The 22526-nt window shown below is 68.4% G+C and carries 20 protein-coding genes; 12 read left to right on the plus strand and 8 right to left on the minus strand.

Annotated elements, in window-relative coordinates:
• Positions 1-11: 11 nt before the first annotated feature.
• Positions 12-2579 carry a malto-oligosyltrehalose synthase gene (gene treY / locus ASE63_RS25930; protein WP_056808512.1) on the plus strand — a complete coding sequence of 856 codons (2568 nt, stop codon included), beginning with the start codon at positions 12-14 and terminating at the stop codon, positions 2577-2579.
• Here the strand turns inward: treY and treZ are convergent.
• From treZ to ASE63_RS25950, 4 genes are read right to left on the minus strand one after another with little or no spacing between them, the layout of a single operon-like run.
• Positions 2576-4309, minus strand: coding sequence for a malto-oligosyltrehalose trehalohydrolase (treZ, locus tag ASE63_RS25935; RefSeq protein ID WP_082610310.1), 1734 nt, complete (start codon positions 4307-4309; stop codon positions 2576-2578). The two genes, treY and treZ, sit on opposite strands and share 4 nt — an antisense overlap.
• 17 nt (positions 4310-4326) lie before the next feature.
• The gene (locus ASE63_RS25940) at positions 4327-5184 is read right to left on the minus strand and encodes an SDR family oxidoreductase (protein WP_056808514.1); all 858 of its coding nucleotides are present in this window, start codon (positions 5182-5184) and stop codon (positions 4327-4329) included.
• 27 nt (positions 5185-5211) lie between these two features.
• On the minus strand, positions 5212-5400 hold the full coding sequence (locus ASE63_RS25945; protein ID WP_056808516.1) for a DUF3008 family protein: 189 nt from the start codon (positions 5398-5400) through the stop codon (positions 5212-5214).
• Positions 5401-5427: 27 nt separating this feature from the next.
• Positions 5428-5760, minus strand: a complete 333-nt coding sequence (locus ASE63_RS25950; RefSeq protein WP_082610311.1) for a GNAT family N-acetyltransferase — start codon at positions 5758-5760, stop codon at positions 5428-5430.
• Between the two features lie 153 nt (positions 5761-5913).
• Here ASE63_RS25950 and ASE63_RS25955 point away from each other — a divergent pair, with 153 nt between their 5' ends.
• The 3 genes from ASE63_RS25955 to ASE63_RS25965 all read left to right on the plus strand — a co-directional run bounded on the left by ASE63_RS25955 (position 5914) and on the right by ASE63_RS25965 (position 7424).
• The gene (locus ASE63_RS25955; protein WP_056808519.1) at positions 5914-6429 is read left to right on the plus strand and encodes a cupin domain-containing protein; all 516 of its coding nucleotides are present in this window, start codon (positions 5914-5916) and stop codon (positions 6427-6429) included.
• Positions 6430-6547: 118 nt separating this feature from the next.
• Positions 6548-6847, plus strand: a complete 300-nt coding sequence (locus tag ASE63_RS25960) for a hypothetical protein (RefSeq protein WP_056808520.1) — start codon at positions 6548-6550, stop codon at positions 6845-6847.
• A 16-nt stretch (positions 6848-6863) separates the two neighbouring features.
• Positions 6864-7424, plus strand: a complete 561-nt coding sequence (locus ASE63_RS25965; protein ID WP_056808521.1) for a general stress protein — start codon at positions 6864-6866, stop codon at positions 7422-7424.
• A gap of 207 nt (positions 7425-7631) precedes the next feature.
• On the opposite strand, the gene ASE63_RS25970 is transcribed toward ASE63_RS25965, so the two are convergent.
• Both ASE63_RS25970 and ASE63_RS25975 read right to left on the minus strand, forming a co-directional pair.
• Positions 7632-8243 carry an invasion associated locus B family protein gene (locus ASE63_RS25970; RefSeq protein ID WP_056808522.1) on the minus strand — a complete coding sequence of 204 codons (612 nt, stop codon included), beginning with the start codon at positions 8241-8243 and terminating at the stop codon, positions 7632-7634.
• Positions 8244-8433: 190 nt separating this feature from the next.
• Complete coding sequence (locus tag ASE63_RS25975; RefSeq protein WP_056808524.1) at positions 8434-8682, minus strand: hypothetical protein; 249 nt, start codon at positions 8680-8682, stop codon at positions 8434-8436.
• 367 nt (positions 8683-9049) lie between these two features.
• On the opposite strand from ASE63_RS25975, the gene ASE63_RS25980 reads away from it, so the two are divergent.
• Together ASE63_RS25980 and ASE63_RS25985 are read left to right on the plus strand one after the other, a co-directional pair.
• On the plus strand, positions 9050-10480 hold the full coding sequence (locus ASE63_RS25980) for an aldehyde dehydrogenase family protein (RefSeq protein WP_056808526.1): 1431 nt from the start codon (positions 9050-9052) through the stop codon (positions 10478-10480).
• 137 nt (positions 10481-10617) lie between these two features.
• Entirely contained in the window at positions 10618-12939 is a 2322-nt protein-coding gene (locus tag ASE63_RS25985; RefSeq protein ID WP_056808528.1) for a molybdopterin guanine dinucleotide-containing S/N-oxide reductase, read from the plus strand.
• Between the two features lie 15 nt (positions 12940-12954).
• Here the strand turns inward: ASE63_RS25985 and ASE63_RS25990 are convergent, their stop codons facing one another.
• Positions 12955-13386 carry an Rrf2 family transcriptional regulator gene (locus ASE63_RS25990; RefSeq protein WP_056808530.1) on the minus strand — a complete coding sequence of 144 codons (432 nt, stop codon included), beginning with the start codon at positions 13384-13386 and terminating at the stop codon, positions 12955-12957.
• A 426-nt stretch (positions 13387-13812) separates the two neighbouring features.
• Between ASE63_RS25990 and ASE63_RS25995 the strand changes: the two genes are divergently transcribed.
• From ASE63_RS25995 to ASE63_RS26015, 5 genes are all read left to right on the plus strand, one after another.
• Positions 13813-16035: a TonB-dependent receptor gene (locus ASE63_RS25995; protein ID WP_056808532.1), complete on the plus strand. Its 2223-nt coding sequence runs from the start codon at positions 13813-13815 to the stop codon at positions 16033-16035.
• 68 nt (positions 16036-16103) lie between these two features.
• Positions 16104-17069 carry a PhnD/SsuA/transferrin family substrate-binding protein gene (locus tag ASE63_RS26000; protein WP_056808534.1) on the plus strand — a complete coding sequence of 322 codons (966 nt, stop codon included), beginning with the start codon at positions 16104-16106 and terminating at the stop codon, positions 17067-17069.
• 16 nt (positions 17070-17085) lie between these two features.
• Positions 17086-17895: an ABC transporter permease gene (locus tag ASE63_RS26005; protein WP_056808662.1), complete on the plus strand. Its 810-nt coding sequence runs from the start codon at positions 17086-17088 to the stop codon at positions 17893-17895.
• On the plus strand, positions 17892-18632 hold the full coding sequence (locus ASE63_RS26010; protein WP_056808535.1) for an ATP-binding cassette domain-containing protein: 741 nt from the start codon (positions 17892-17894) through the stop codon (positions 18630-18632). The genes ASE63_RS26005 and ASE63_RS26010 overlap by 4 nt, the downstream gene beginning before the upstream one ends.
• Before the next feature lie 11 nt (positions 18633-18643).
• A complete protein-coding gene (locus tag ASE63_RS26015) occupies positions 18644-19834 on the plus strand; it encodes an NnrS family protein (protein ID WP_056808537.1) in 1191 nt (396 codons plus the stop codon).
• 9 nt (positions 19835-19843) lie between these two features.
• Here ASE63_RS26015 and ASE63_RS26020 read toward each other — a convergent pair whose 3' ends face one another.
• Positions 19844-20272, minus strand: a complete 429-nt coding sequence (locus ASE63_RS26020; RefSeq protein WP_200962628.1) for a DUF1810 domain-containing protein — start codon at positions 20270-20272, stop codon at positions 19844-19846.
• Between the two features lie 166 nt (positions 20273-20438).
• Between ASE63_RS26020 and ASE63_RS26025 the strand changes: the two genes are divergently transcribed.
• Positions 20439-22376: an AI-2E family transporter gene (locus tag ASE63_RS26025; RefSeq protein ID WP_244491615.1), complete on the plus strand. Its 1938-nt coding sequence runs from the start codon at positions 20439-20441 to the stop codon at positions 22374-22376.
• The last annotated feature ends 150 nt before the right edge of the window (positions 22377-22526 follow it).

Consider the following 22526-nt stretch of genomic DNA (forward strand, 5'->3'; position numbering starts at 1 on the left):
GAGGAGCCTGGATGAATCGCCCCGACGCCGTGCTTTCGACCTACCGGCTGCAGTTTCACAAGAATTTCCCGTTTGCTGCTGGGGCCGCGCTGGCCGGGTATCTGCGCCGGCTGGGGGTCAGCCATGTCTATGCCTCGCCGATCCTGACCGCGCGCGCCGGCTCGCAGCACGGCTACGACGTCATCAGCTATGACGAGATCAATCCCGAGCTCGGCGGCATCGCGGGCTTTCGCGTCATGGCGGAGGCGCTGCGGTCCGAAGGTCTGGGCATCATCCTCGACATCGTTCCCAACCATGTCGCGGTCGGCGGCGACGACAATGCGATGTGGCTCGACCTGCTAAAGCGTGGGCGCGACAGCCGCTATGCCGACTGGTTCGACATCGACTTCGACGACAGCGACCCGGTGCTCGGCGGGCGTGTCCATGTGCCGTTCCTCGGCGCGCCCTTGCAGGAGGTCCTCGACGGCGGCCAGCTGGAGCTCGTCGAGGATCCGCAGCGGGCCGGCTTCGCGCTGCGCTATGGCGAGCATCTCTATCCGATCCGGACGGAGGACGACGTGGCCGTCCGGGCGGGCGGCATCGAGAGCTTTCGCGAGCCCGAGGCCCTGCGCGAGCTTCTGTCCCGGCAGCACTACCAGCTCGACTACTGGCGCAACGCCTCTGACCGGCTCAACTGGCGGCGCTTCTTCGAGATCACGCAGCTCGCCGGCATGCGCATGGAGAACCCCGATGCCTTCGAGGCGGCACACCGGCTGGCCCTCGGATTCTACGAGGAGGGGCTGATCGACGGCTTGAGGATCGACCATGTCGACGGGCTGGCCGATCCGGCGGGCTATTGCGCGATGCTGCGCGCGAGGCTCGACGCGTTGGCATCGCGTCGGCCGGACTGGGCGACACCCGAGCCGGCCTGGCTGATCGTGGAGAAGATATTGGCGCCGGGCGAGGCGCTGCCCGCAGCCTGGGGCGTCGACGGCACGACGGGCTACGACTTCATGGACCAGGTCAGCGCCGTGCTGCATGGCGAGGATGCCGATAACCGGCTCGGCGGCTTCTGGTCCGAGATCAGCGGGCGGCCGGCGAGCTTCGCCGACGAGGAACAGAGCGCGCGCCGGGAGGTGCTGGAGCATGGCTTCGAAGGCCAGTTCGAGGCCGTCGTCGACCGGCTGATGGCGCTGGCCTCCGCCGCCGGTCGCGAGGAGGACATTCCGCGCGGGGCGATGCGGCGCGCCACCGCGGCGCTGTGCTGCCATATGCGCAGCTACCGGACCTATCTGACCGGGACGACGGCGCCGGAGGATCCGGGCCCCTTCTTCGGTGAGGCGCTGGAGGCCGCCCGCGCCCAGCCGCAGGCCGAACTAATCGCGCTGGAGTTCATCGCTGGCGTGATGAGCGGCACGCTGGAGGCGCTGCCGGTCGAATTACGGCAAACCGTGATCCGGCGCCTCAACCAGCTGACCTCGCCGCTGGCGGCGCGCAGCGTCGAGGATACGGCGTTCTACCGCTACGGCCGGCTGCTTTCGCGCAACGATGTCGGCTTCGATGCCGCCCGCTTCGCCATGCCGGTCGCGGACTTCCATAACCTGATGGCCGAGCGCCAGGAGCAGCAGCCGCGCGCGATGCTCGCGCTGGCCACCCATGACCACAAGCGCGGTGCCGATGTCCGCGCGCGGCTCGCGACCGTGAGCCATGACGTCGCGGACTGGCAGCAGGCGGTCTCCGGCTGGTTCGAGATCAACGACGCGATCAGGCCGGAGGGGCTGGATCGCGGCGACGAGTACCAGCTCTACCAGATGTTGCTCGGCACCTGGCCGGTCGAAGGCATCGGCGGCGATTATGGCGAGCGCCTGCAGGGCTGGTGGCAGAAGGCCCTGCGCGAGGCCAAGCTGCGGACCGGCTGGGTCGCCCCCAACGAGGCTTACGAGACGATCGCGTCGGACTTCCTCCAAGCCGCGCTCGACCCGGCTCGGAGCGCGCGCTTGCATGACGCGCTGCGCGCTTATCTCGACCGCATCGCGCCTGCCGCGGCGCTGAACGGGCTCGCGCAACTCGTGCTGCAATGCACGGTGCCGGGCGTGCCCGACACCTATCAGGGCAGCGAGTTCTGGGATTTCAGCATGGTCGACCCCGACAACCGCCGGCCGGTCGATTACGGCGCCCGTGAGCGGGCCCTGTCGCAGCCTGTAGATGAGGACGAGCTCCTCGCAACCTGGGACGATGGTCGGATCAAGCAGACCATCCTGCACCGGCTGCTGCTGGCACGCCGCGATCATCCGGCGCTTTTCGCGGGCGACTATGGTCGCCTGCCTGTGCAGGGCGCGCGCGCCGATCGGGTCATTGCGTTCACGCGAGAGAACGAGAAGCTAGCGCTTGCCGTCATCGTGCCCATCGGTTGTCCGGCGAGCGTCGCGCCCGATCTGACGCTGCGCGAGACGTGGTGGGAAGAGACCGACGTCGCGCTTCCGTCGATCGTCGGCGAATGGTCGCCGCTGGTGGGCAAGGCGATGGCAGCGGGAACCGCGTCCATCGCCGATGGCGGCCTCGGCTGCCATGTGCTTCTCGGGCGAAAAGGCCGAGATTAGGAGAGGAAAGCGCGGAAGGACCTGCCGTCGAGCCGGATTCCATCGGCTTCGACGGCGGCCTCGCCCAGGCCGAAGACGGGTTTGCCTGCCGGAAGCTCCGTCGTGACCACCTCCTCGCCGAAATTCACGAGCAGCACCCAGTCGCGCTCGCCGAGGCGCCAGCCGGCACGGATCGTCCGTGCGCCCAGCGCCTCGGCGCCGCTGCTGCGGCAGTCGTCGAGATGTGGGACGACATGCTCGAAGCGCAGCGCGATGAGCCTGCGGTAGAGCGAGAGCCACGCCTCGGCGTCGTCGCCGGGCAAGGGCTGCGAGGCGGCGAAGGTCTCAGGCAGATTGGGGTCGAGCGGCTGCCGATCGCTGCCGGGGTCCTGATGGGAGAATTCCCGCTTGCGCCCTTCTCGGATGGCCTGGGCCAACTCCTCCTTGTGATCGGTGAAGTAGAAGAAGGGCGTGCGGCTGCCGAATTCCTCGCCCATGAACAGCATCGGAATCTGCGGCGCGAGCAGGAGCAGGGCCGCAGCCAGTTTGACCGCCTCGGGATCGGCCAGGGCCAGGAGCCGCTCTCCGAACAGGCGGTTGCCGGTCTGGTCGTGGTTCTGCAGGCAGTTGACGAAGCAGGAAGGGGGGAGATGCCCGCTCGACATGCCGCGCGGGAGATCCCGGGAGGGCGGGGTCTCGCCCTGATAGGCGAAGCCTTCCGCGAGGATCCGCGCCAGATGGCGCGCCGGATCCGATGCGAAGCCGGCGTAATAGGTCGCGGTTTCGCCGGTGAGCAGGACATGCACCGCGTGATGGAAATCGTCGTTCCACTGCGCTTCGTATGCGGGCAGGAGACCGGCGTCGTTATCCTCGTTCTCGACGACCAGATGCACGTGCCTGTCGGCCGGCAGCGCCTTCCTGACCTCCCGGTTGAACTCCATCAGGAATTCGGTCGAGGGGATGGCGTGGACGGCGTCGAGCCGCAGGCCGTCGAAGCGGTATTCGTCGAGCCATTGGATGGCGCAGGCGATGTAGAAGGCGCGCACCTCCGGCCGGTCGAAATCGATCCCCGCGCCCCAGGGCGTCTCGGCGCCCTGCTGGAAGAACTGCGGGGCATAGGCGTGGAGATAGCAGCCATCCGGCCCGAAATGGTTGAAGACGACGTCGAGGAAGACGCTCAGGCCCAGCTCATGCGCGCGGTCGACGAGCTGCTTCAGCGCCGCCGGCGAACCATAGGCCTCTGCCGGCGCGAATTGCAGCACGCCGTCATAGCCCCAGGACCGCGTGCCGGGGAAATCCGCGACGGGCATCAGTTCGATCGCGGTGATGCCGAGTTCCGCCAGCCGCGGCAATTCGCGCTCGACGCCGGCGAAGCCGCCCGCGAGCCCGGGATGAATCTCGTAGAGGATGGTCTCGCGCCATGGCCGGCCGCGCCAGTCGCTGCAGCGCCAGACATGGCCGTCGGCATCGGTCAGGACGCTCCAGCCCTCGATCCCCTCCTCCTGCCTACGAGAGGCGGGGTCGGGCACCGCGGTGCCGTCCGGCAGGCGGTAGCGGTAGCGCGTGCCATAAGGCAGATCGGCGCGGTGCTCGAACCAGCCGGAGCCGATCGCCGCCATCGCCGCGCGCGAGCCGTCGGCCCATTCGATATCGACCGAGTCGAGGGCAGGCGCCCAGAGCCGGAAGCTTGCAAGCGAGCCCTCGCGCTGGGCGCCTAAACGGTGGCGCTCGCGCCATTCGGGATTGAGCATCGTGACAGCCTGCGACGTCAGAGAATCGGATGGCCGCCGGTCACGGCGATGGTCGCGCCCGAGACGTAGCTCGAGAGCGGGTCGGCCAGCATGACGTAGGCCGTCGCCAGTTCCGCCGGCTGGCCGGGCCGCTTCATCGGCACCTGCTTGCCGAACTCCGTGACACGGTCGCCTTTCATGGTCGAAGGGATCAGCGGGGTCCAGATCGGCCCGGGTGCGACCGTGTTGGCGCGAATGCCCTTCTCCGCCAGTAACTGGGCGAGCCCGCCGGTGAAATTCTGGATCGCACCCTTCGTCGTCGCATAGGCGAGCAAGGTCGGGTTCGGCTTGTCGGCATTGACCGAGGCCGTGTTGATGATCGAGGAGCCGGGCTGCATATGCGGCACGGCGGCCTTGGTCAGGTAGAACATGGCGTGGATGTTGACCGCGAAGGTCAGCTGCCACTCCTCGTCGGAGATGTCGCCGATCTCCTTGAAGGTCGCCTGATGGGCCGCGTTGTTGACGAGGACGTCGATGCCCCCGAGATCGGCCACCGCCTTCTCGACGATCGCCCGGCAATGTGCCGGGTCCTGGATGTCGCCCGGCACGAGGACGGCAGTGCGGCCGGCCTTCCGGACCAGTTCGGCCGTCTCGTTCGCGTCGTCGTCCTCGTCCAGATAGGAGATCAGAACGTCGGCGCCTTCGCGTGCGAAGGCGATGGCGACAGCCCGGCCGATGCCGCTGTCGCCGCCCGTGATGACAGCGCGCTTGCCCGCGAGCCGCCCCGAGCCGACATAGCTGTCCTCGCCATGGTCCGGCCGGGGCGACATCGCATCGGTCCGGCCCGGCATGGGCTGCTGCTGGTCGGGAAAAGGCGGTTCGGGGTGGCTCGCCATCGGGAATCCTAACTGCGCAAAAGGCGATCAGTGCTTGGTCTTGTGCTCGGGCTTCCCCTTGCGCTTGGTGGACGCCATCTTTTCCAGTTCGATTTCGCTCATCGACTTCTCCATGGACTTGGAGGCGCCTTTGAGTTCGCTCCTCTTCATGTCTCCGCGTTTGGCCGCGAGAGCGGCGCCGGCGGCTTTCTGCTGGGCGGCTGATTTGGCAGGCATGGCGTCCTCCTTCGCTTCAAGTGGCGGCTAGCGAGAGCCCGATCCGGCCACGTCCTCGCGGCCGGCGAGCAGATCCTCGTAGTCGGGGTTGAGCCGGGCCCAGTTCGCGATGAAGGAACAGGCCGGCACGATGCGCTCGCCGCGACTGCGGGCGAGGTCGAAGATGCCGCGGGCGAGCCTGGCGCCGAGCCCCCGGCCGCGCATGGCGCGCGGCACCTCTGTGTGGGAAATGACGAGGTAGTCGTCGATGCGCCGGTAGGTCGCGAAGGCCTCTCCGTCGGGGACGTCCATGACGAAGCGGTTATGCTTGGGCTCGTCGCGAACCTGACTATGACCGAGACTCGTCGGTTCCGTCCGCATGGCGGCTCCCTGCAATAGGCGGCTGTCAGGGATCAACCGCTGGCTCGGACGACGGTTCCCGGCGGGTGAGCCCGGCGGAGCCGTAAACGCGCTAAATCAGCGGAACCCCGGTCGTCGCAGCCTCGTTCCCGCTGGCAAAGCGAGGGACCTTTAATGATCCAGGCAACCGTTACCGCCATCCATATCGAGGAGCGGAAAGGTATTCCCAACAACCCGCGGCTTCCGGTGCTGCTCTATGAGGCGGCCTTCCCGCCCGAAGCGCCGGAACTGGCCTCGGCCATGGAAAAACGCTTCGCCGAGAATGGCTGGCCGCCGCAATGGCGAAACGGCATTTACGATTTCCACCATTACCACGCCCGCGGGCACGAGGTGCTCGGCATCGCGGCCGGATCGGTCCGGGTCGTGCTAGGTGGCCCTGACGGTCGCGAACTGACGCTGCGGGCCGGCGACGTGATCCTGCTTCCGGCCGGCACCGGCCACTGCCGCATCGAGGCTTCCGAGGATTTCCTCGCGGTCGGCGCCTATCCGCCCGGCCAGAGCGCCGACATCCTGCGCGATCCTCCGACCGCAGCGATCCGCGAGGCGATCGCCAAGCTCACCTTCCCGGTGGACGACCCGGTTCGCGGCAAGGACGGGCCGCTCAGCCAGCACTGGGTCGACACCCTTTAGATCCCCAGAGTGCCGATCTGGCTCGATTGCGCGGAATTCGGGGAACAGAATCGCCGCCCCAGGTGTTGGAAAGGCATCCCGCGGCATTGACCGCGCCAAAATCTCAGGGACCTCAAACATGAAAAAACTCGTGCTCGCGTCGCTCGTCGCGGCAGCGACTGCCTCTGGCGCATTCGCACAGACCTCCACCACCTCGCCTACGCCGGCACCCAAGGCGGACGCCGACAAGAACGCGCCGCTGCCCGGCGCCAACAGCTTCACCGAGGGCCAGGCCAAGAGCCGTCTCGAAGCCAATGGCTACTCGCAGATCGGCACGCTGGCGAAGGACGACAACGGCGTCTGGAAGGGCAGCGCCACGCATGGCGGCGCGCAGGTGACCGTATCCGTCGACTACCGCGGCAACATCACCCGCCATTGATCCGAGGAGCTACCAGATGACCCAGACATTGACCCGTTCCTATGACAACTACGAAACAGCGCGCGCCGTCGTCGAGCGGCTCGAAGCCGGGGGCATCCGCTCCGCGGATATCAGCGTCGTTGGCCATCACGAGAAGGCGAACGACAGCCATTACCAGAAGGCTGACGACAGCAATGCCGGCGAAGGCGCCGGCATTGGCGCAGCGCTCGGCGGCGCAGCGGGCCTGCTCGCAGGCATCGGCCTGATCGCGATCCCCGGCATCGGCCCGGTCGTCGCTGCCGGCTGGCTGGCCTCCACGGCCGCCGGAGCGGCCGCCGGCGGCGTTACCGGCGGCGTCATCGGTGCCTTCACCAACGCAGGCCACAGCGAGGAGGACGCCAACTATTATGCCGAAACCGTCCGGCGCGGCGGCAGCGTCGTCTCGGTGCGCGTGGCGGACGAGCAGGTGCCGGCGGTGGAAGCCATCCTGGACGGCGCAACGCCGATCGACCGCGACACCCGTCTGGCAGAGTATCGTGAGGGCGGCTGGAACCGCTTCGACGAAGCCGGCGCCCCGTATCGCCCGCCGGTCGTCTGAGTTCCTCCCCGCCTAGCCCCGCTTCGGCGGGGCTTTTTTCAGCGGTGCAGGTCTGCAGGATCGTGCGCAGCCGATACAGCTCCTGCGCTATCGCTGCGCATGAATGTGCTGACGACGACAGGCTTCCTGCACCGCGCCTGATACGGGATCGCCCCGGTAATCGCTGTCCTGCCGTCTGCTATTTGTCTCGCCGCCTTCGCGGGTCGCTCAGAGCGCTTCCTTCGACAGCGCGTCAAGCGCCTGGCCGAGGCCGTTGAACGAGAGCGGGAGGTTGATCGCCCGGCCCGTCGCATCCGTGAAGCCCAGCCGTCCGCGCTCGGTGGCCGCGCGCCAGCTCTTGAACTGCTCGTCCTTGACGACCACGTCGGCGATGCATCCGCCGGGCATGCAGCGGCGCCAGCTCAGGTCGAGCAGGGCGCCATCGTTCTCCATCGCCACCTGCACATTGCTCGGGAATGAGACGTTCGCCGGCACGACCGCCGTGGCGCGCAGCGGCTCGCCCTTGCCGGTGCGTCCGATGGCGAACTGCGCCAGCGGCGCGGACTGCCCCTGAACCTGGAATGTCTGCGCGACCTCGCAGGCCCGCTCGGGCTTGTCGGCCACGAGGCGCTGGCAGCGCAGCGTCCAGTCGCCGAAGCTCGCCGTGGTCTGGCTCGGTCCGGCCGGAACTGCGGGAGCTGCTGGCGCCGCCTGCGCGTTCTGCCTGGGCGCGCCAGCCGGCTGCGACAGGGCTGCGTTGCAGGTCAGCGCCAGCGCGGCGAGCGCGAGGGCAGCGGAGAGTGCGATCGGCTTTGCATTCTGGGTGGCGCGAAAAGGCATGGTGGAATCCGGGATCGAGGCAGGCAGACGATTCTTCTGCCAGAGTTCTCGCAGACAGGACGGCAAGCGTCTACGTCCGTCGCCCGGGTCCAGGCGATGAAACTGAGGCGCAGGCGTGAATCGTCCGTGGCGTCAAGGCCGCGCCGGCGCTGGCTCTTCGCCCCCCCCGTGGCCCCTCTGCACTGGAAACTCAGGGCGTGCGCCGCAGGACGTCGTTTCCGAAGAAGTCGGTCTGCTGGGGCGAACTCGTCAGGTTGGACCGGACATAGTTCGGCCCGCCCGTCGACGCGGTGTTGGGGCCGGGATCGAGATAGCTGCGCTGATCGGGAAGCGGCATCGACATCGGGGCCGAGACGACATCGGGCGCCTGGTTCTGGGAGACGCAGGCCGAGAGGCCCAGGAGGCACAGGAGGGGCAATCCAAGGCGGTAGGCGTTCATGGCAGTCTTCCCTCTGTCCTCGTCAGGGGCGCATTCCCCGGACAGCCAGAAGACTGAACCATTTGTTGCCGGCCGGCACAATGCCACCGGCTGCTCAAAGCCCGTCCTTTGAGAACATGGCGCCAATGCAGGAAACCGACACGCCGGACCGTGACAAGCCCCCACGTCATGCCTAGGTTCAGGCGGCAGACGGCGGCGCTCGACGGGTTTGCCTTGAAAGCGCGTGCCATTCTCCGACCTGTAGCCGCGGATGTGATCGAGTTGTCGCCTTCATCGTCCGCCGGACCAGTCGTCATGCCTGCCGAGCCCAAGCCCGGCCGCTAGTACGGCTGCAAGGTCCCCGTTCCGAGCCTGAGGAAACGATCCCATGTCGCATAACCTGCAGTTCTACATCGATGGCCAGTGGGTGCAGCCGTCCGGCTCCAAGACGCTCGAGGTGATCGATCCCTCGACCGAAGAGGCCATCGCCACCATCGCGCTCGGCGACGAAGCCGATGTCGACAAGGCCGTCGCTGCCGCGCGCGCCGCGTTCCCGGCTTTCGCCGCGACATCGAAGCAGGAGCGGCTCGCCCTGATGCGGCGCCTGCTCGAGGTCTACAAGGCGCGCTATGCCGACATCGCCGAAGCGCTGTCGCGCGAGATGGGCGCGCCGATCGAGCTCGCCACCAAGGCGCAGGCCGGCATGGGCACCGCCCATCTTTCGAAGATGATCGAGACGCTGGAGAATTTCGAGTTCGAGGAGGTGCGCGGCACCACGCTGATCGCGAAGGAGCCGATCGGCGTCGTCGGCATGATCACGCCGTGGAACTGGCCGATGAACCAGATCATGTGCAAGGTCGCGCCGGCGCTTGCCGCCGGTTGCACCATGGTGCTGAAGCCCTCCGAGATCGCGCCCCTGAACGCGATCATCTTCGCCGAGATCGTGCATGAGGCCGGCATCCCGAAGGGCGTGTTCAACCTCGTCAACGGCGACGGCCCGACCGTCGGCGAGGCGATCTCGCGCCATCCCGGCGTCGACATGGTCTCGTTCACCGGCTCGACCCGCGCCGGCATCCTGGTCGCCAAGGCCGCTGCCGACACGGTCAAGCGGGTGCATCAGGAGCTCGGCGGCAAGTCGGCCAACATCATCCTCGACGATGCCGACCTGAACCGCGCCGTGAAGCTCGGCGTCGAGAGCGTGATGCGCAACTCCGGCCAGTCCTGCAACGCGCCGACCCGGATGTTCGTGCCGGCTGCGCTGCACGACAAGGCCGTGGCGATCGCCAAGGCCGTTGCCGAGCCGCTCAAGGTCGGCGCTCCCGCTTCGAACGACACCTTCCTCGGCCCGGTCGTCAGCGAGACCCAGTACAACAAGATCCAGAAGCTCATCGAGGCCGGCATCAAGGAGGGCGCCGATCTGGTGGTGGGCGGCCCGGGGCGTCCCGAAGACCTCAATCGCGGCTACTATGTCCGCCCGACGATCTTCGGCAACGTCACCGACGAGATGACCATCGCGCGTGAGGAGATCTTCGGGCCGGTGCTGTCGATCCTGCCCTATCAGAGCGACGACGAGGTGGTGGTGCGCGCCAACGACACCCCCTACGGCCTGGCTTCCTATGTCCAGTCCGGCTCGATCGAGCGCGCCCGCAAGGTCGCGGCGCAGATGCGCTCGGGCAATGTCTACATCAATTACCCTGCCTGGGACGCCGGCGCCCCCTTCGGCGGCTACAAGCAGTCTGGCAACGGCCGCGAATACGCCGATTTCGGCCTTGAGGAGTTCCTCGAGATCAAGGGCACCGTCGGCTACGCCGCCGCGTGACGATATTGGCCGGCCGGGGCGTTCCGCTCCGGCCGGTCGGGCATGCCCGCCATCGCGCCGGCGTTATCGACGACGCGCCGCAGCAGCGCTAAACGCGCCACCAATGGGCCGAACAGTGGCCCTTCGAGATCAAGCCAATGAGCCAGACAGACCAAGCCGAGGCGCTGCGCGAGCAGGGCTTCGTGCCCCACACCTCGCATTGGGGCGTGTTCTCGGCGCGGATGAAGGATGGCGAGCTCGAGGTCAGGCCGCATGCGGGCGATCCCGACCCGAACCAGATCATCGAGAACTTCCCCGCGGCGCTGCGGCACCGGGCGAGGATCGCCCAGCCGATGGTCCGCCGCGGCTGGCTGGAAAACGGCCCGGGCCCCGACGCCCGGCGCGGCCGCGACGAATTCGTGCCCGTCTCCTGGGAGAAGGCGCACGACCTGCTCGGTGGAGAGCTCACGCGCATCAGGGACGGCGCAGGTCCTGGCGCGATCTTCGGCGGCTCCTATGGCTGGGCCAGCGCCGGGCGCTTCCACCACGCGCAGAGCCAGATCCACCGGTTCCTGAATGTCGCCTGCGGCGGCTACGTCAAGTCGGTCAACAGCTACTCCTCGGGCTCCTCGCAGGTGCTGGTGCCGCATATCATCGGCGAATACGAGGACCTGACCAAGCGCAACGTCTCCTGGGAGCAGATCGCCGAGCACACCGACATCGTGCTGGCCTTCGGCGGCATGGCGCTGAAGAACTCGATGGTCGCCGGCGGCAGCGTCAGCAAGCATGTCGAGCGCGGGGCGATGCGGCGCGCAGCCGAGCGCGGCTGCCAGTTCGTGCTGGTCGGGCCGCTGCGCTCCGACCTGCCCGAGGAGGCCAAGGCCGAATGGCTCTCCTGCATTCCCGGCAGCGACACCGCCCTGATGATGGGCATCGTCCATACCCTCGTCGTCGAGGGCAAGCATGACCACGCCTTCCTCGACCGCTGCACCGTCGGCTGGCCGGTCTTCGAGCGCTACCTGCTCGGCGAGAGCGACGGCCAGCCCAAGGATGCGGCCTGGGCCGCGAAGATCACCGGTGCATCGGCCGAAGAGATCGCGGCGCTGGCGCACCGGCTGCACGGCAAACGTGCGCTGATCGTCGTGGCGCATGCGCTGCAGCGCGCGGAGCATGGCGAGCAACCGGTCTGGATGGGCATGGTGCTGGCAGCGGCGCTCGGCCAGATCGGCCTGCCCGGCGGCGGCTACGGCTATGCGCTCGGCGCCATCGCCTATTACGGACGCCGCTTCAACGCCGTGCCGGTGCCGACCTTCTCGCAGGGCAAGAACGGCGTCACCGACTACATCCCGGTCGCGCGCATCTCCGACATGCTGCTCAACCCTGGCGAAACCTACCGCTACAACGGCCAGACCCGGACCTATCCGGAGATCAAGCTGGTCTACTGGGCGGGCGGCAACCCGTTCCATCATCATCAGGACCTGAACCGCCTGCGCCAGGCCTTCGGGAAGCTCGACACGCTGGTCGTCCATGAGCTCGCTTGGACGGCGACGGCGCGCCATGCCGACATCGTCCTGCCCTGCACGATGACGCTGGAGCGCGAGGATATCGGCGGCAGCTCGAACGACCCGCTGCTGCTGCCGATGCATCCGGTCGTGCCGCCCTATGGCGAGGCGCGCGACGACTACGAAATCTTCGCCGATCTCGCCGAGCGTCTGGGCGCGCGCGAGGCCTTCACCGAAGGGCGCAGCGTGCGCGACTGGCTCGAATATCTCTACGAACCGACCCGCGTGGGTCTCGCGGCGAAGGGGCTTCCGGCCCCGAACTTCGCCGAGTTCTGGGGCAGCGAGGGCTACATCCTGCCGCAGCAACCCGACGATGGCGGCCGCCTGCGCGCCTTCCGCGACGACCCCGAGGCCAAGCCGCTGCCGACGCCGAGCGGCAAGCTCGAAATCTTCAGCGAGACGATCGCGAGCTTCGGCGAGGCAGATTGCCCGGGCCATCCGACCTGGCTTGGCCCGACCAACGTACCTGATCCGGCGACGCCTTATGTGCTCGTCGCCAACCAGCCGCGCACCCGGCTGCACAGCCAGTTCGATTTCGGCGGCCATAGCGACGGCGCCAAGCATCGCGGCCGCGAGGTGGCGCGGATGCATCCGGAGGACGCAGCAATGCGTGGCATCTCCGACGGCGACATCATCCGCTTGCATAACGAGCGCGGCGCCTGCCTCGCCGGCGTCGTGCTGACCGACGGCATCCGTCGCGGCGTGATCCAGCTGCCGACCGGTGCCTGGTACGATCCGGTCGATCCCGCGGAGGAAAAGCCGCTCTGCGTGCACGGAAACCCGAACGTGCTGACGCGCGACATCGGCACCTCGGCGCTGGCGCAGGGCTGCACAGGCCAGCTGACGACGGTTCAGGTCGAGCGCTTCGACGGCAACCTGCCGCCGATCAACGCCTTCGAGCCGCCGCAGGCTGGCTAAGCCCGGCTGCCGGCTTCAGGCGGCCGGCCTGGCGATGCCGTAGCGCTCGGGATCGGCGAGAAGATCCTGAAGCGTGTGGCGGTCCAACTCCGCCAGGAAGGCATCCATCGCATCGGACAGGATGGCGCGCCAGCAATCCTGCCGCAGCGTCGAGCGACCTTCCGCCTCGCCGAAGCACTCCAGCACCGAGAAGGCCGGCTCGGTGAGGCGCACCAGCGCGCCGAGCGAGATCGTTTCGGGCGCGCGCGCCAGCACCAGGCCGCCGGAGCGGCCACGCTGCGCCTTGAGGAAGCCCTCCCGCGCCAGCAGGTTGGCGACCTTCATCAGATGGGTGCGTGAAATCTCGTGAGCGCTCGCCGCCTCCTCGACGGTGATCAACCTGTCGGGATGAGCAGCCGCGAATGTCAGAAGCCGCAATGCGTATTCGCTGAATTGGGTCAGGCGCATGGCGCCTCCTGTAGCACGATCGAAATAGACAGCAGCAGTTTATAACTATTCGAGAGTGCAAAAAGTTCAGCTTCGCTGCGAGCTCATGGCAAAGTTCGGGCATTTTCGCGGTTTCGACTGCCCGACCGGGTGCGACTGGTCGCCACAACCCCGGGCATGTATCCGGCAACAGCCAAAAACGACGCCGATTTCTGTTTACAGCACGATCCTCTCGGCCTAGTAAAACTGCATCTGAAATTCATATTTTAGAGTCAGTCCAGTTTCACCGAAAGCCTGCCCGGCACGAGCCCGTCCGCAGATCCCGACGGGACGGCCACGGCTTTCGGCCGCCTCCACGCATGCCTATTCCGCCGAGAAGGTCAGCCAGCGATGACGCCGCGTTCTGTAACCGCCCGCCCCGATCTGCCAGTCCGGCCGCGTCGCCACTTGCGTCTCCCCGTCGGACAGATCGCGCTCGGGCTGCTGCTTGCCAGCACGGTGAGCCAGGCCTGTCTGGCTCAGTCGGCCACGCCAGGCTCCGCGATCCAGCTCGATCCGATCGTCGTCGAGGGCAGCCGCGACGGCGTCCCGGCCTTCGTCCGCGAGCGCTTCTTCGCGACGGCCGGCGGCGCGACCCTCCTGACGACCGAAGCCCTGTCGCTGACCGGCAACCCGACCATGGCGAAGGCGCTGCGCGACGCGCCGGGCGTGGTGGTGCAGGAGTTCTTCGGCGGCAACGACCAGCCGCGTATCCAGATCCGCGGCTCCGGCCTGCAGCAGAACCCGGTCGAGCGCGGCATCCTGATGCTGCGCGACGGGCTGCCGCTGAACCGTGCCGACGGCTCCTATATCGTCGGCCTCGCCAATCCGGCCCAGGCACAGTCGATCGAGGTCTATCGCGGCCAGACATCGCATCGCCTCGGAGCAACTGTGCTCGGCGGCGCGCTCAACTTCGTCTCGCCGACGGGCAACAGCGCGCCGGGCTCCCAAGTGGCGGTGTCCGGCGGCAGCTTCGGGCAGCTCGACGTCTCCGGCCGGACCGGCTTCAACCGCGACGGCGTCGACGGCATGCTGCAGGCCGACATCAGTCGCCGCGACGGCTACCGCGTCTACAATGAATCGCAGCGCGTCAATGTCGGCGCCAATGTCGGCGTCGCCCTCACCGACAGCATCAAGACCCGCTTCTTCGTCGGTTATACCGATCTCGGCTTCGATGTCGCCGGGCCGCTGACCAAGCAGGCGCTGCGGGCCGATCCGCGGCAGATCCATGGCGGACCGCGCGTCGTCGGCGGTACCGCGATCGGGCCCGGGCCCAATGTCCCGCGCGACCGGCCGCGGCGCGAGACGCAGCAATTCTTCATCGGCAACCGCACCACGGCCGAATTCGGCCCGCATCTGTTCGATCTCGGCCTCGGCTACACCTATACCGACGACATGTTCCGCTTCCCGATCGCGTCCGGCGTGCGGGTCACCAAGGGCGGCGATTTCACGGCGGTCGGCCGCTATGCCTACAAGCCTGACCAGTCCGCGGCGCTGCCGCTGTTCGAGACGACGGCGCAATATGTCGTCGGGTCGGCCAAGCGCGAGAACTATCTCAACCAGGGCGGCGTGCAGGGCGCGCTCTTCGGCGAGAGCGATCTCGATGCCAGCACGCTCTCGCTCTATGCCGGCGCCAACATCCCGGTCTGGCAGGGCGTCACGATCTCTCCGGCGCTATCCTACTCCTACGCCACGCGCGACAATACCGACACCTATGCGCTCGCGCGGCGGCCGACCGTCGCCTACAGCCCGGCCTCGCCCTACACGCTCCTCCCGAATGGCTCGGTGCCGACGCAGAAATCCAGTTATGCGCGCAGCTATGACGGCTGGAGCCCTAGCCTCAGCGTGAGCTATCGGCCGGACGCCAACCAGATGTTCTTCGCCGCGCTCTCGCGCAGCTTCGAACCGCCGACCCATGACGACCTCCTGGCGACGGTCAACGGCACGCCCAACAGCAGCGCCGGGCGCCCGAACCCCGCTGCGCCGATGATGGCCGCTGCCGCCTTCACCACTCCGGCGCTGAAGGCGCAGACCGCGACCACGCTGGAGGGCGGCTGGCGCGGCCGCCATGGCGACTTCTCCTGGGACGGCGTCGCCTACTATTCCTGGGTCGACAAGGAACTGCTCAGCCTGCGCGACGCGTCCGGCACCTCGCTCGGCGCGATCAACGCCGACAAGACCACCCATTTCGGCATCGAGCTCGGGCTCGGCGCCAGGCTGCTGGAGCGGCTGACCGGGCGCCTCGCCTATACCTATCAGGACTTCCGCTTCGACAACGACCCGGTGCGCGGCAACAACCGCCTCGCGGGCGCGCCGCGCCATCTCGTCAACGCGACGCTGCAGTTCCAGGCGACGGAAGCCTGGATGCTCCAGGCCTCGCTGCGCTGGAATCCGGAGAAGACCCCGGTCGACAACATGAACACGCTCTATGCCGACCCTTATGCGCTGCTCGACCTGCGCACCGAATATCGCATCAACGAGAGCTTCACCGTCTTCGGCGAGGTCAGCAACCTCTTCGACAAGACTTATGCCTCCTCGACGCTGGTCGTCGACCAGGCCCGCGCGGACCAGGCCGCGTTCCAGCCCGGCACCGGCCGGGCCGTCTTTGGCGGCGTCCGCGCCCGGTTCTGAACATGTCGACCGCATCCACGTCCTCCGCCTCGACGGGCGTCGCAAGAACATCACCGCAGGAGAGCGCCATGCTCCATCGCCGCCGCTTCCTCGCCGCCGCCTCTGCGGCGCTCGTCGCGCCCGCCATCGCCCGCGCCGCCGAGCCCCTCGTGCTCTGGGGCCCGCCGGCGACGCCGGGGCTGCTGCTGGTGCGTGCGGCCGCCGATGCCGTGCTGAAGCCGCTCGGCCTGCCGGTCGAGGTCCGCGTCTGGCGCACGCCCGACGAGATGCGCGCCGGAATCAGCTCCGGCGGCATGAAGGCGGTGGTGGTGCCGAGCTATGTCGCCGCCAACCTGCATAACCGCGGCCTCGGCATCAGGCTGGCGAACATCCTGACCCATGGCCTCCTCCATGTCGTGGCGCCGGTGGGAACCGTGACGAGCCTCGCCGACCTCAAGGGCAAGCGCGTGGCGGTGCCGTTCAAGAACGACATGCCGGACTTCATCTTCCGCCGGCTGCTCGTCGCGCAGGGCATCGCGCCGGCTGAACTGAGCATCGACTATTCGGGTTCGGGCCCCGAAGCCGTGCAGATCCTGCTGGCGGGTCGGTGCGACGCGGCGCTGCTCAGCGAGCCCGCCGCCGCGGGCGCCCTGCTGCTGTCGGGCTTGCGCGGCAAGCCGCTCGAACGCGCGATCGACACCCGCAAGGCCTGGACGCAGGCGACCGGCGCCGCGACCCTGCCCCAGGCCGGCCTCGCCGTAACCGACGCGCTGACGAAGCAGATCGGCACTGACGGCATCGCGCTGCTGCAACGCGCGATCGAGGTCGCGCTGACGGAGATCACCGCCGACCCCGCCGCCACCGCGGCTCAGGCGGAAGCGATCTTCCAGCTGCCCGCGCCGGTGCTGGCGAAGGCCGTGCCCTTCAGCAACCTGGCGGCGCAGCCGGGCTCGGCCGCGCGCGCCAGCCTCACGACGCTGTTCGAAGCGCTGGCGGCGGATGATCCACGCATCATCGGCGGCAAGCAGCCGGGCGACGCCTTCTACGCGCTGTGAACGCATCGTCGTGATCATGCGCCACGGGCTCGCCTTTCTCGGCTGGGCCGGCCGCTATGTCTGGTCCGGCTGGGCCGGCGCGGCCGGGCTGTTCTGCATTGCCGCCGCCTGGCAGGCGGGGCACGAAGCCTATGGCTCCTTCATCCTGCCCTCGCCGCTCGAAACCGTCCGGGAGATGGGCAAGCTCGCCGGCGACGCCGGCTTCCGCCGCGCCGCCCTGGAAACGGCCGAGCGCGCCGCGGCAGGCTTTGCGCTCTCGGTCCTGATCGGCACGAGCGCCGGCATCGCTGCGGGCTATTCCTTCGCGGCCATGCGGCTGATGCGCCCGATCGTGACCGTGATCCTCGGCGTGCCGCCGATCGCCTGGATCGTGCTGGCGCTGATCTGGTTCGGCGCCAGCGGCGGCACCGCGATCATGACGGTGGTCGTCGCCTCGCTGCCGATCTCCTTCGCAGGCGGGCTCGAAGGCGTGGCGACGCGCGATCGCTCGCTCGACGCGATGGCGCGCTCCTTCGGCGCCGGAAGCTGGATGCGGCTGCGCACGGTCACCGCGCCGCATCTCGTCTCCTATCTCTTCCCGGCCTGGATCACGACGGCGGGCTCGGCCTGGAAGGTCACGGTGATGGCCGAGCTGCTGTCCAATGCCGGCGGTCTCGGCGGCGACCTCGCGAGCGCGCGCGCCCTGTTCGATATCCCGCGGGTCACCGCCATCGTCCTCGTCGTCGTCGCCTTCGCCCTCATCACCGAATACGTGCTGATCCAGCCGCTGCGCGACCGCCTCGAGCAATGGCGCCAGGCCGGCCTGCCCTGGGGCGTGAAGCGATGAGGCTGGAGCTGGACCGCATCGGCCACGCCTTCCTCGGCCGCGCCGTCTTCGAGAATCTCTCGCTGTCGCTCGGCCAAAGCGAGGTCGTCGCGCTGGTCGGCCCTTCGGGCTGCGGCAAGACCACCGTGCTGCAGATCGCCGCCGGGTTGGTCGACCCGCTGCGCGGGCGCGTGCGGCGCGGCTATCGCTGCCATGCGGTCGTCTTCCAGGAGCCGCGCCTGCTGCCCTGGATGACCGCGCGCGACAACATCGCCTACGGGCTCGCCGCGGGCGGAACCAGCCGGGCGGTCCGTCACGCCATCGCGGAGCGGCGCGCCGCCGAAGTCGGCCTGCATGCGCGCGATCTCGACAAATACCCGGCCGAGCTTTCGGGCGGCATGCGCCAGCGCGCGGCGGTCGCCCGCGCGCTGGCGGTGGACCCCGAGATCGTCTTCTTCGACGAGCCTTTCACCGCCGTCGATGTCGGCCTGCGGCGCGTGCTGCAGGACCTCGTCATCGAGGCCTCAGGTCGCGACGGGTTCTCCGCCCTCTTCGTCACCCATGACCTGTCCGAGGCGGTCAGGCTGGCGCATCGCGTCATCGTTCTGTCCGGCCGGCAGGAAGGCATCCTGGCCGAGCGCAGGCTGGACGGCCCGCCGGGCAGCCGCGACGACCGGGCCGTATTCGAACTCGTCCAGGATTGGACGCGGGATCCGGCCTTCGCCGACCTGTTCGACGGCAGCAGGGACGCGGCATGAGCCGGTGCGACATGGCGAAGCCCGCCCCCTCCTTCCACCCGCTGCTCAGCGAGGGGTTGAAGCTGTTTTTCCCGGTCGCGGCGCTGCACGCAATGCTGCTGCCGCTGCTCTGGGTCACCCTGCTCGGCCTCGACCTGCCTTTCGCGCGCGAGGTTCCGCCCGGGCAATGGCACGCACATGAGATGATCTTCGGGACCTATGGCGCGGCACTGGCCGGCTTCCTGACCTCCGCCATCCCGGAATGGACCGACACCGCGCCGCGCCGGGGGGGCGCGCTCCTGCTGCTGTTCGGGCTCTGGCTGCCCGGGCGCCTGGTCGGGCTCGTCGGCGCCGATACGCTGATCGCGCTCGCCGCGGCGACCGATCTCGCCTTCTACGCCGTGCTCTTCTGGTATGCGCTCTGCCCGATGCTGGAGCGGCGCAACAGCCGCCACGCCGCCTTCATCTTCTGGCTCGGCCTGTTCATCCTGGTCGAGGTCGCGATCCGGGCCGCCTGGCTCGCGGGCGCCTACGACGTTGCCGGGCGGCTGCTCCATGCGGCGCTTTCGATCTTCGTGATCTTCCTGTCGCTGGCGCTGGCGCGCATCGGCGTCGCGGTCATCAACAACGCGCTCGACCCCAGCGGCGAGACCACCCCTTATCGCCCGCATCCCGGCCGCCAGAACCTGACCACCGCGCTCGTCGCCTTGCAGCTGACCGCCGCGCTGTTCTGGCCGGCGTCGCAGGTTTCCGGCTGGCTTGCGCTGGCAGCCGCCGCCGCCTTCTTCGACCGGCTGGCGGAATGGTTCATCGGCCGGGAGGCCTTCCGCTTCGAAGTGCTCGCGCTCGCCCTCGCCAACGCCTTTGCCGGCATCGGCTTCCTGGCCATCGGCCTTGCCGGTCTCGGCGCGCCGCTGGCGGCAGCGACGGGCCTGCACCTCCTCTCGATCGGGGCGCTGGGCGTCGCGATCATGGCGGTCTTCGTCATCGCCGGCCTGCGGCACAGCGGCTACGACCTCGTCCTGCCTCCGGCGGCGAAGCTGGCGCTCACGACGATCGCCTCCGCCGGCCTCGTCCGCGTCCTGCCGGAACTCGGCATCGGTACCGCCTGGCTCGGCCCGCATTACGGCCTCGCCGCCGCGTTGTGGTCGGCCGCCTTCGCCATCTGGCTTGCGGGTTACTGGCCCATCCTCACGCGGCCGAAAGGCGACGCCGGGCATTGAAGTGGGCCGTCAGCCTCCGAGAAGCTGCAAGCTGCGCGCATCCATCCGTCCGCCGCAGCAGCGCAGGATAGCCTGCCGGAAGAGATTGTCGCGCTCGTCCGATGCGAGGGAGAACAGCGTCATGCTGGAGGCGAACTTCAGATCGTCCGGCGTACCGAAGATGGCGTGCAGGTCGCGATCCTCGATGGCGAGAACCGCCTCGGTGCAGCGCTTCAGGCGCGGCCCGAGCAGCAGATGGGCCAGATAGGCCCGCGCCTCGGCAAGATCGGCGATGCCGAACTGCTGGGCCGTCGCAGAGATGCCGAGGCCGCGCAGCTGCGGGAAGATGAACCACATCCAGTGGCTGCGCTTGCGGCCGGCGGCGAGCTCCGCCAGGGCTTTGTCGAACAGGGGCGCCTGGGCGGTGACGAAACGATCGAGCCTGGAGGCGTCGGCCATGGCCATCTCCTGCTTTTTTGGTGAGGTAGTCCGGCGCCCGGCCCCCTTCAAGCGGCGTGGCTCGACGCATTCGCCAACGGCCGCAGCAGCAGGCGGAACCTGACGGGCGATCGCGGGTTCTCGCACCGGAGCCGGTGGTGGCCTCCCTGAAAGCGGCGCAGGCAAGGTGGCAAAAATCGATCGATCCGTGGTCTCCGCCGAAAGACTGGCTCCGCGCCTCGCCGGAATGGAGGGCGTCGGCAGCCATTTCGGCAACATCGCCAGCGTCATGCTGATCGTTGCCGCGCTCTATCTGGGGCGCGACGTCTTCGTGCCGGTAGCGCTCGCCATCCTGTTCAGCTTCGTACTGGCACCACTCGTCAAGCTGCTGCAGAAAATCCGGATTCCGCGCGCCATCGCCGTCTGCGGCGTCGTGCTCCTGGCCTTCGCGGTCCTCTCCGCCCTGGCCGTGGCGATGGTGAGCCAGGCAACACAACTCGCCGGCGACCTGCCGACCTATCAGAGCACCATGCGCGAGAAGATCGCCTCGCTGAAGGGTGCCGGGCCGGGCAGCAACGTGCTCTCGCGCGCCGCCGATGTCTTGCAGGAGCTCGGCAAGGAGCTCGACCGGCCGCAGGACACCAAGCCCCTGCCCGGAACGGAGCAGCGCCAGCCGATCCCGGTCGAGGTTCACCAGCCGGAAGCGGGCGCGCTCGAGACGTTGAGCGCCTTCCTGGCGCCGCTGATCCATCCGCTGGCGACGACCGGCCTCGTCCTGATCTTCGTGATCTTCATCCTCCTGACGCGCGAGGACCTGCGGAACCGCTTCATCCGACTGACCGGAACCAGCGACCTGCAGAAGACGACCGCCGCGTTCGACGATGCCGGCAAGCGGCTGAGCCGCCTGTTCCTGACGCAGCTGCTGCTCAACGCCTCGTTCGGATTGGTCATCGGCACCGGATTGTGGCTGATCGGCGTGCCCAGTGCCCTGCTCTGGGGCATTCTCGCCGCAGTCCTGCGCTTCGTGCCCTATGTCGGCGCGATCCTTTCGGCGGTCTTTCCGATGGTCATCGCCGCAGCCGTCGATCCGGGCTGGACGATGCTGCTCTGGACGGCGGCGCTGTTCGCAATCACCGAGCCCATCGTCGGCCATGTCATCGAGCCGCTGCTCTACGGGCGCTCGACCGGCCTTTCCCCCTTCGCGATCGTCGTTGCCGCGACGTTCTGGACCTGGCTGTGGGGGCCGATCGGCCTCGTACTGGCGACGCCGCTGACGATCTGCCTCGTCGTGCTCGGTCGCCATGTCGAGCGGCTCGAATTCCTCGACGTGCTCCTCGGCGACCGGCCCGCGCTATCCGCGCCCGAAATCTTCTATCAGCGCGTCCTTGCAGGGGACCCGGCCGAGACCGCCGACAAGGCCGAGGAGGTGCTGAAGGAGCGCTCGCTGTCGGCCTATTACGACGAGGTTGCGCTGGAGGGCCTGCGGCTGGCTGCAGCGGACGCCACGCGCGGCGTCCTCGATGCGGAGCGGCAAGCTCGGATCCTCGAGACCGTTCGCGAGGTGGTCGACGATCTGTCCGATCGCGACGACAAGTCGCCCAAGGCCGGCGACGCCACGCGCGACACCGAAGCCGCAGCGGCGATCGACGAGAGCATCGACACGCTCGGCATGGCCGATCTGCCCGTCCTCGCGCCGGAGCAGCTTCGCGACGGTTTCGACGGGGAGGATCGCGTCGTCTGCATTGCCGCGCAGTCCGATCTCGACGAGGCCGCCGCGCTGATGCTGGCCCAGCTTTTGACCAAGCACGGCCTGCAGGCGCGCGTCACGGCTCCCGACACGCTGTCGAGCGCCAAGCTGGCCGCACTGGCGCAGGCAGCTCCGGCGCTGATCTGCCTGTGCTATCTGAACGGCGCGAGCACCGCGCATATGCGCTACGCCATCAAGCGGCTTCGGCGGCGCATGCCGAGCGTCGACATCGTCATCGCCTCGCTATCGGGAGCCGATCCCGCTGGCGACGCAGCCGGCCCCTCGCCGCAGGCGGACGAGACCGCCTCGACCCTGCGAGGCGTGACCCAGGCTTGCATCGAACGCGCCACTGCGCCCAGGATCGACGCCGCCGCTTGAGCGGCAAGGGGAGAGGATCGGCCTGAAACCGCGCCGTCTTCCGGGCTTCGCGAAGCCAAGAGCCCGGAACCCCATAACCGCCCCGGCACCGGGCCTTATCCTGAAACCGCAGTATTCATGGTTCCGGGGTCAGCCTGCGGCTTGCTGCGG

This window comes from Allobosea sp. Root381, assembly GCF_001429395.1.
Lineage (GTDB): Bacteria > Pseudomonadota > Alphaproteobacteria > Rhizobiales > Beijerinckiaceae > Allobosea.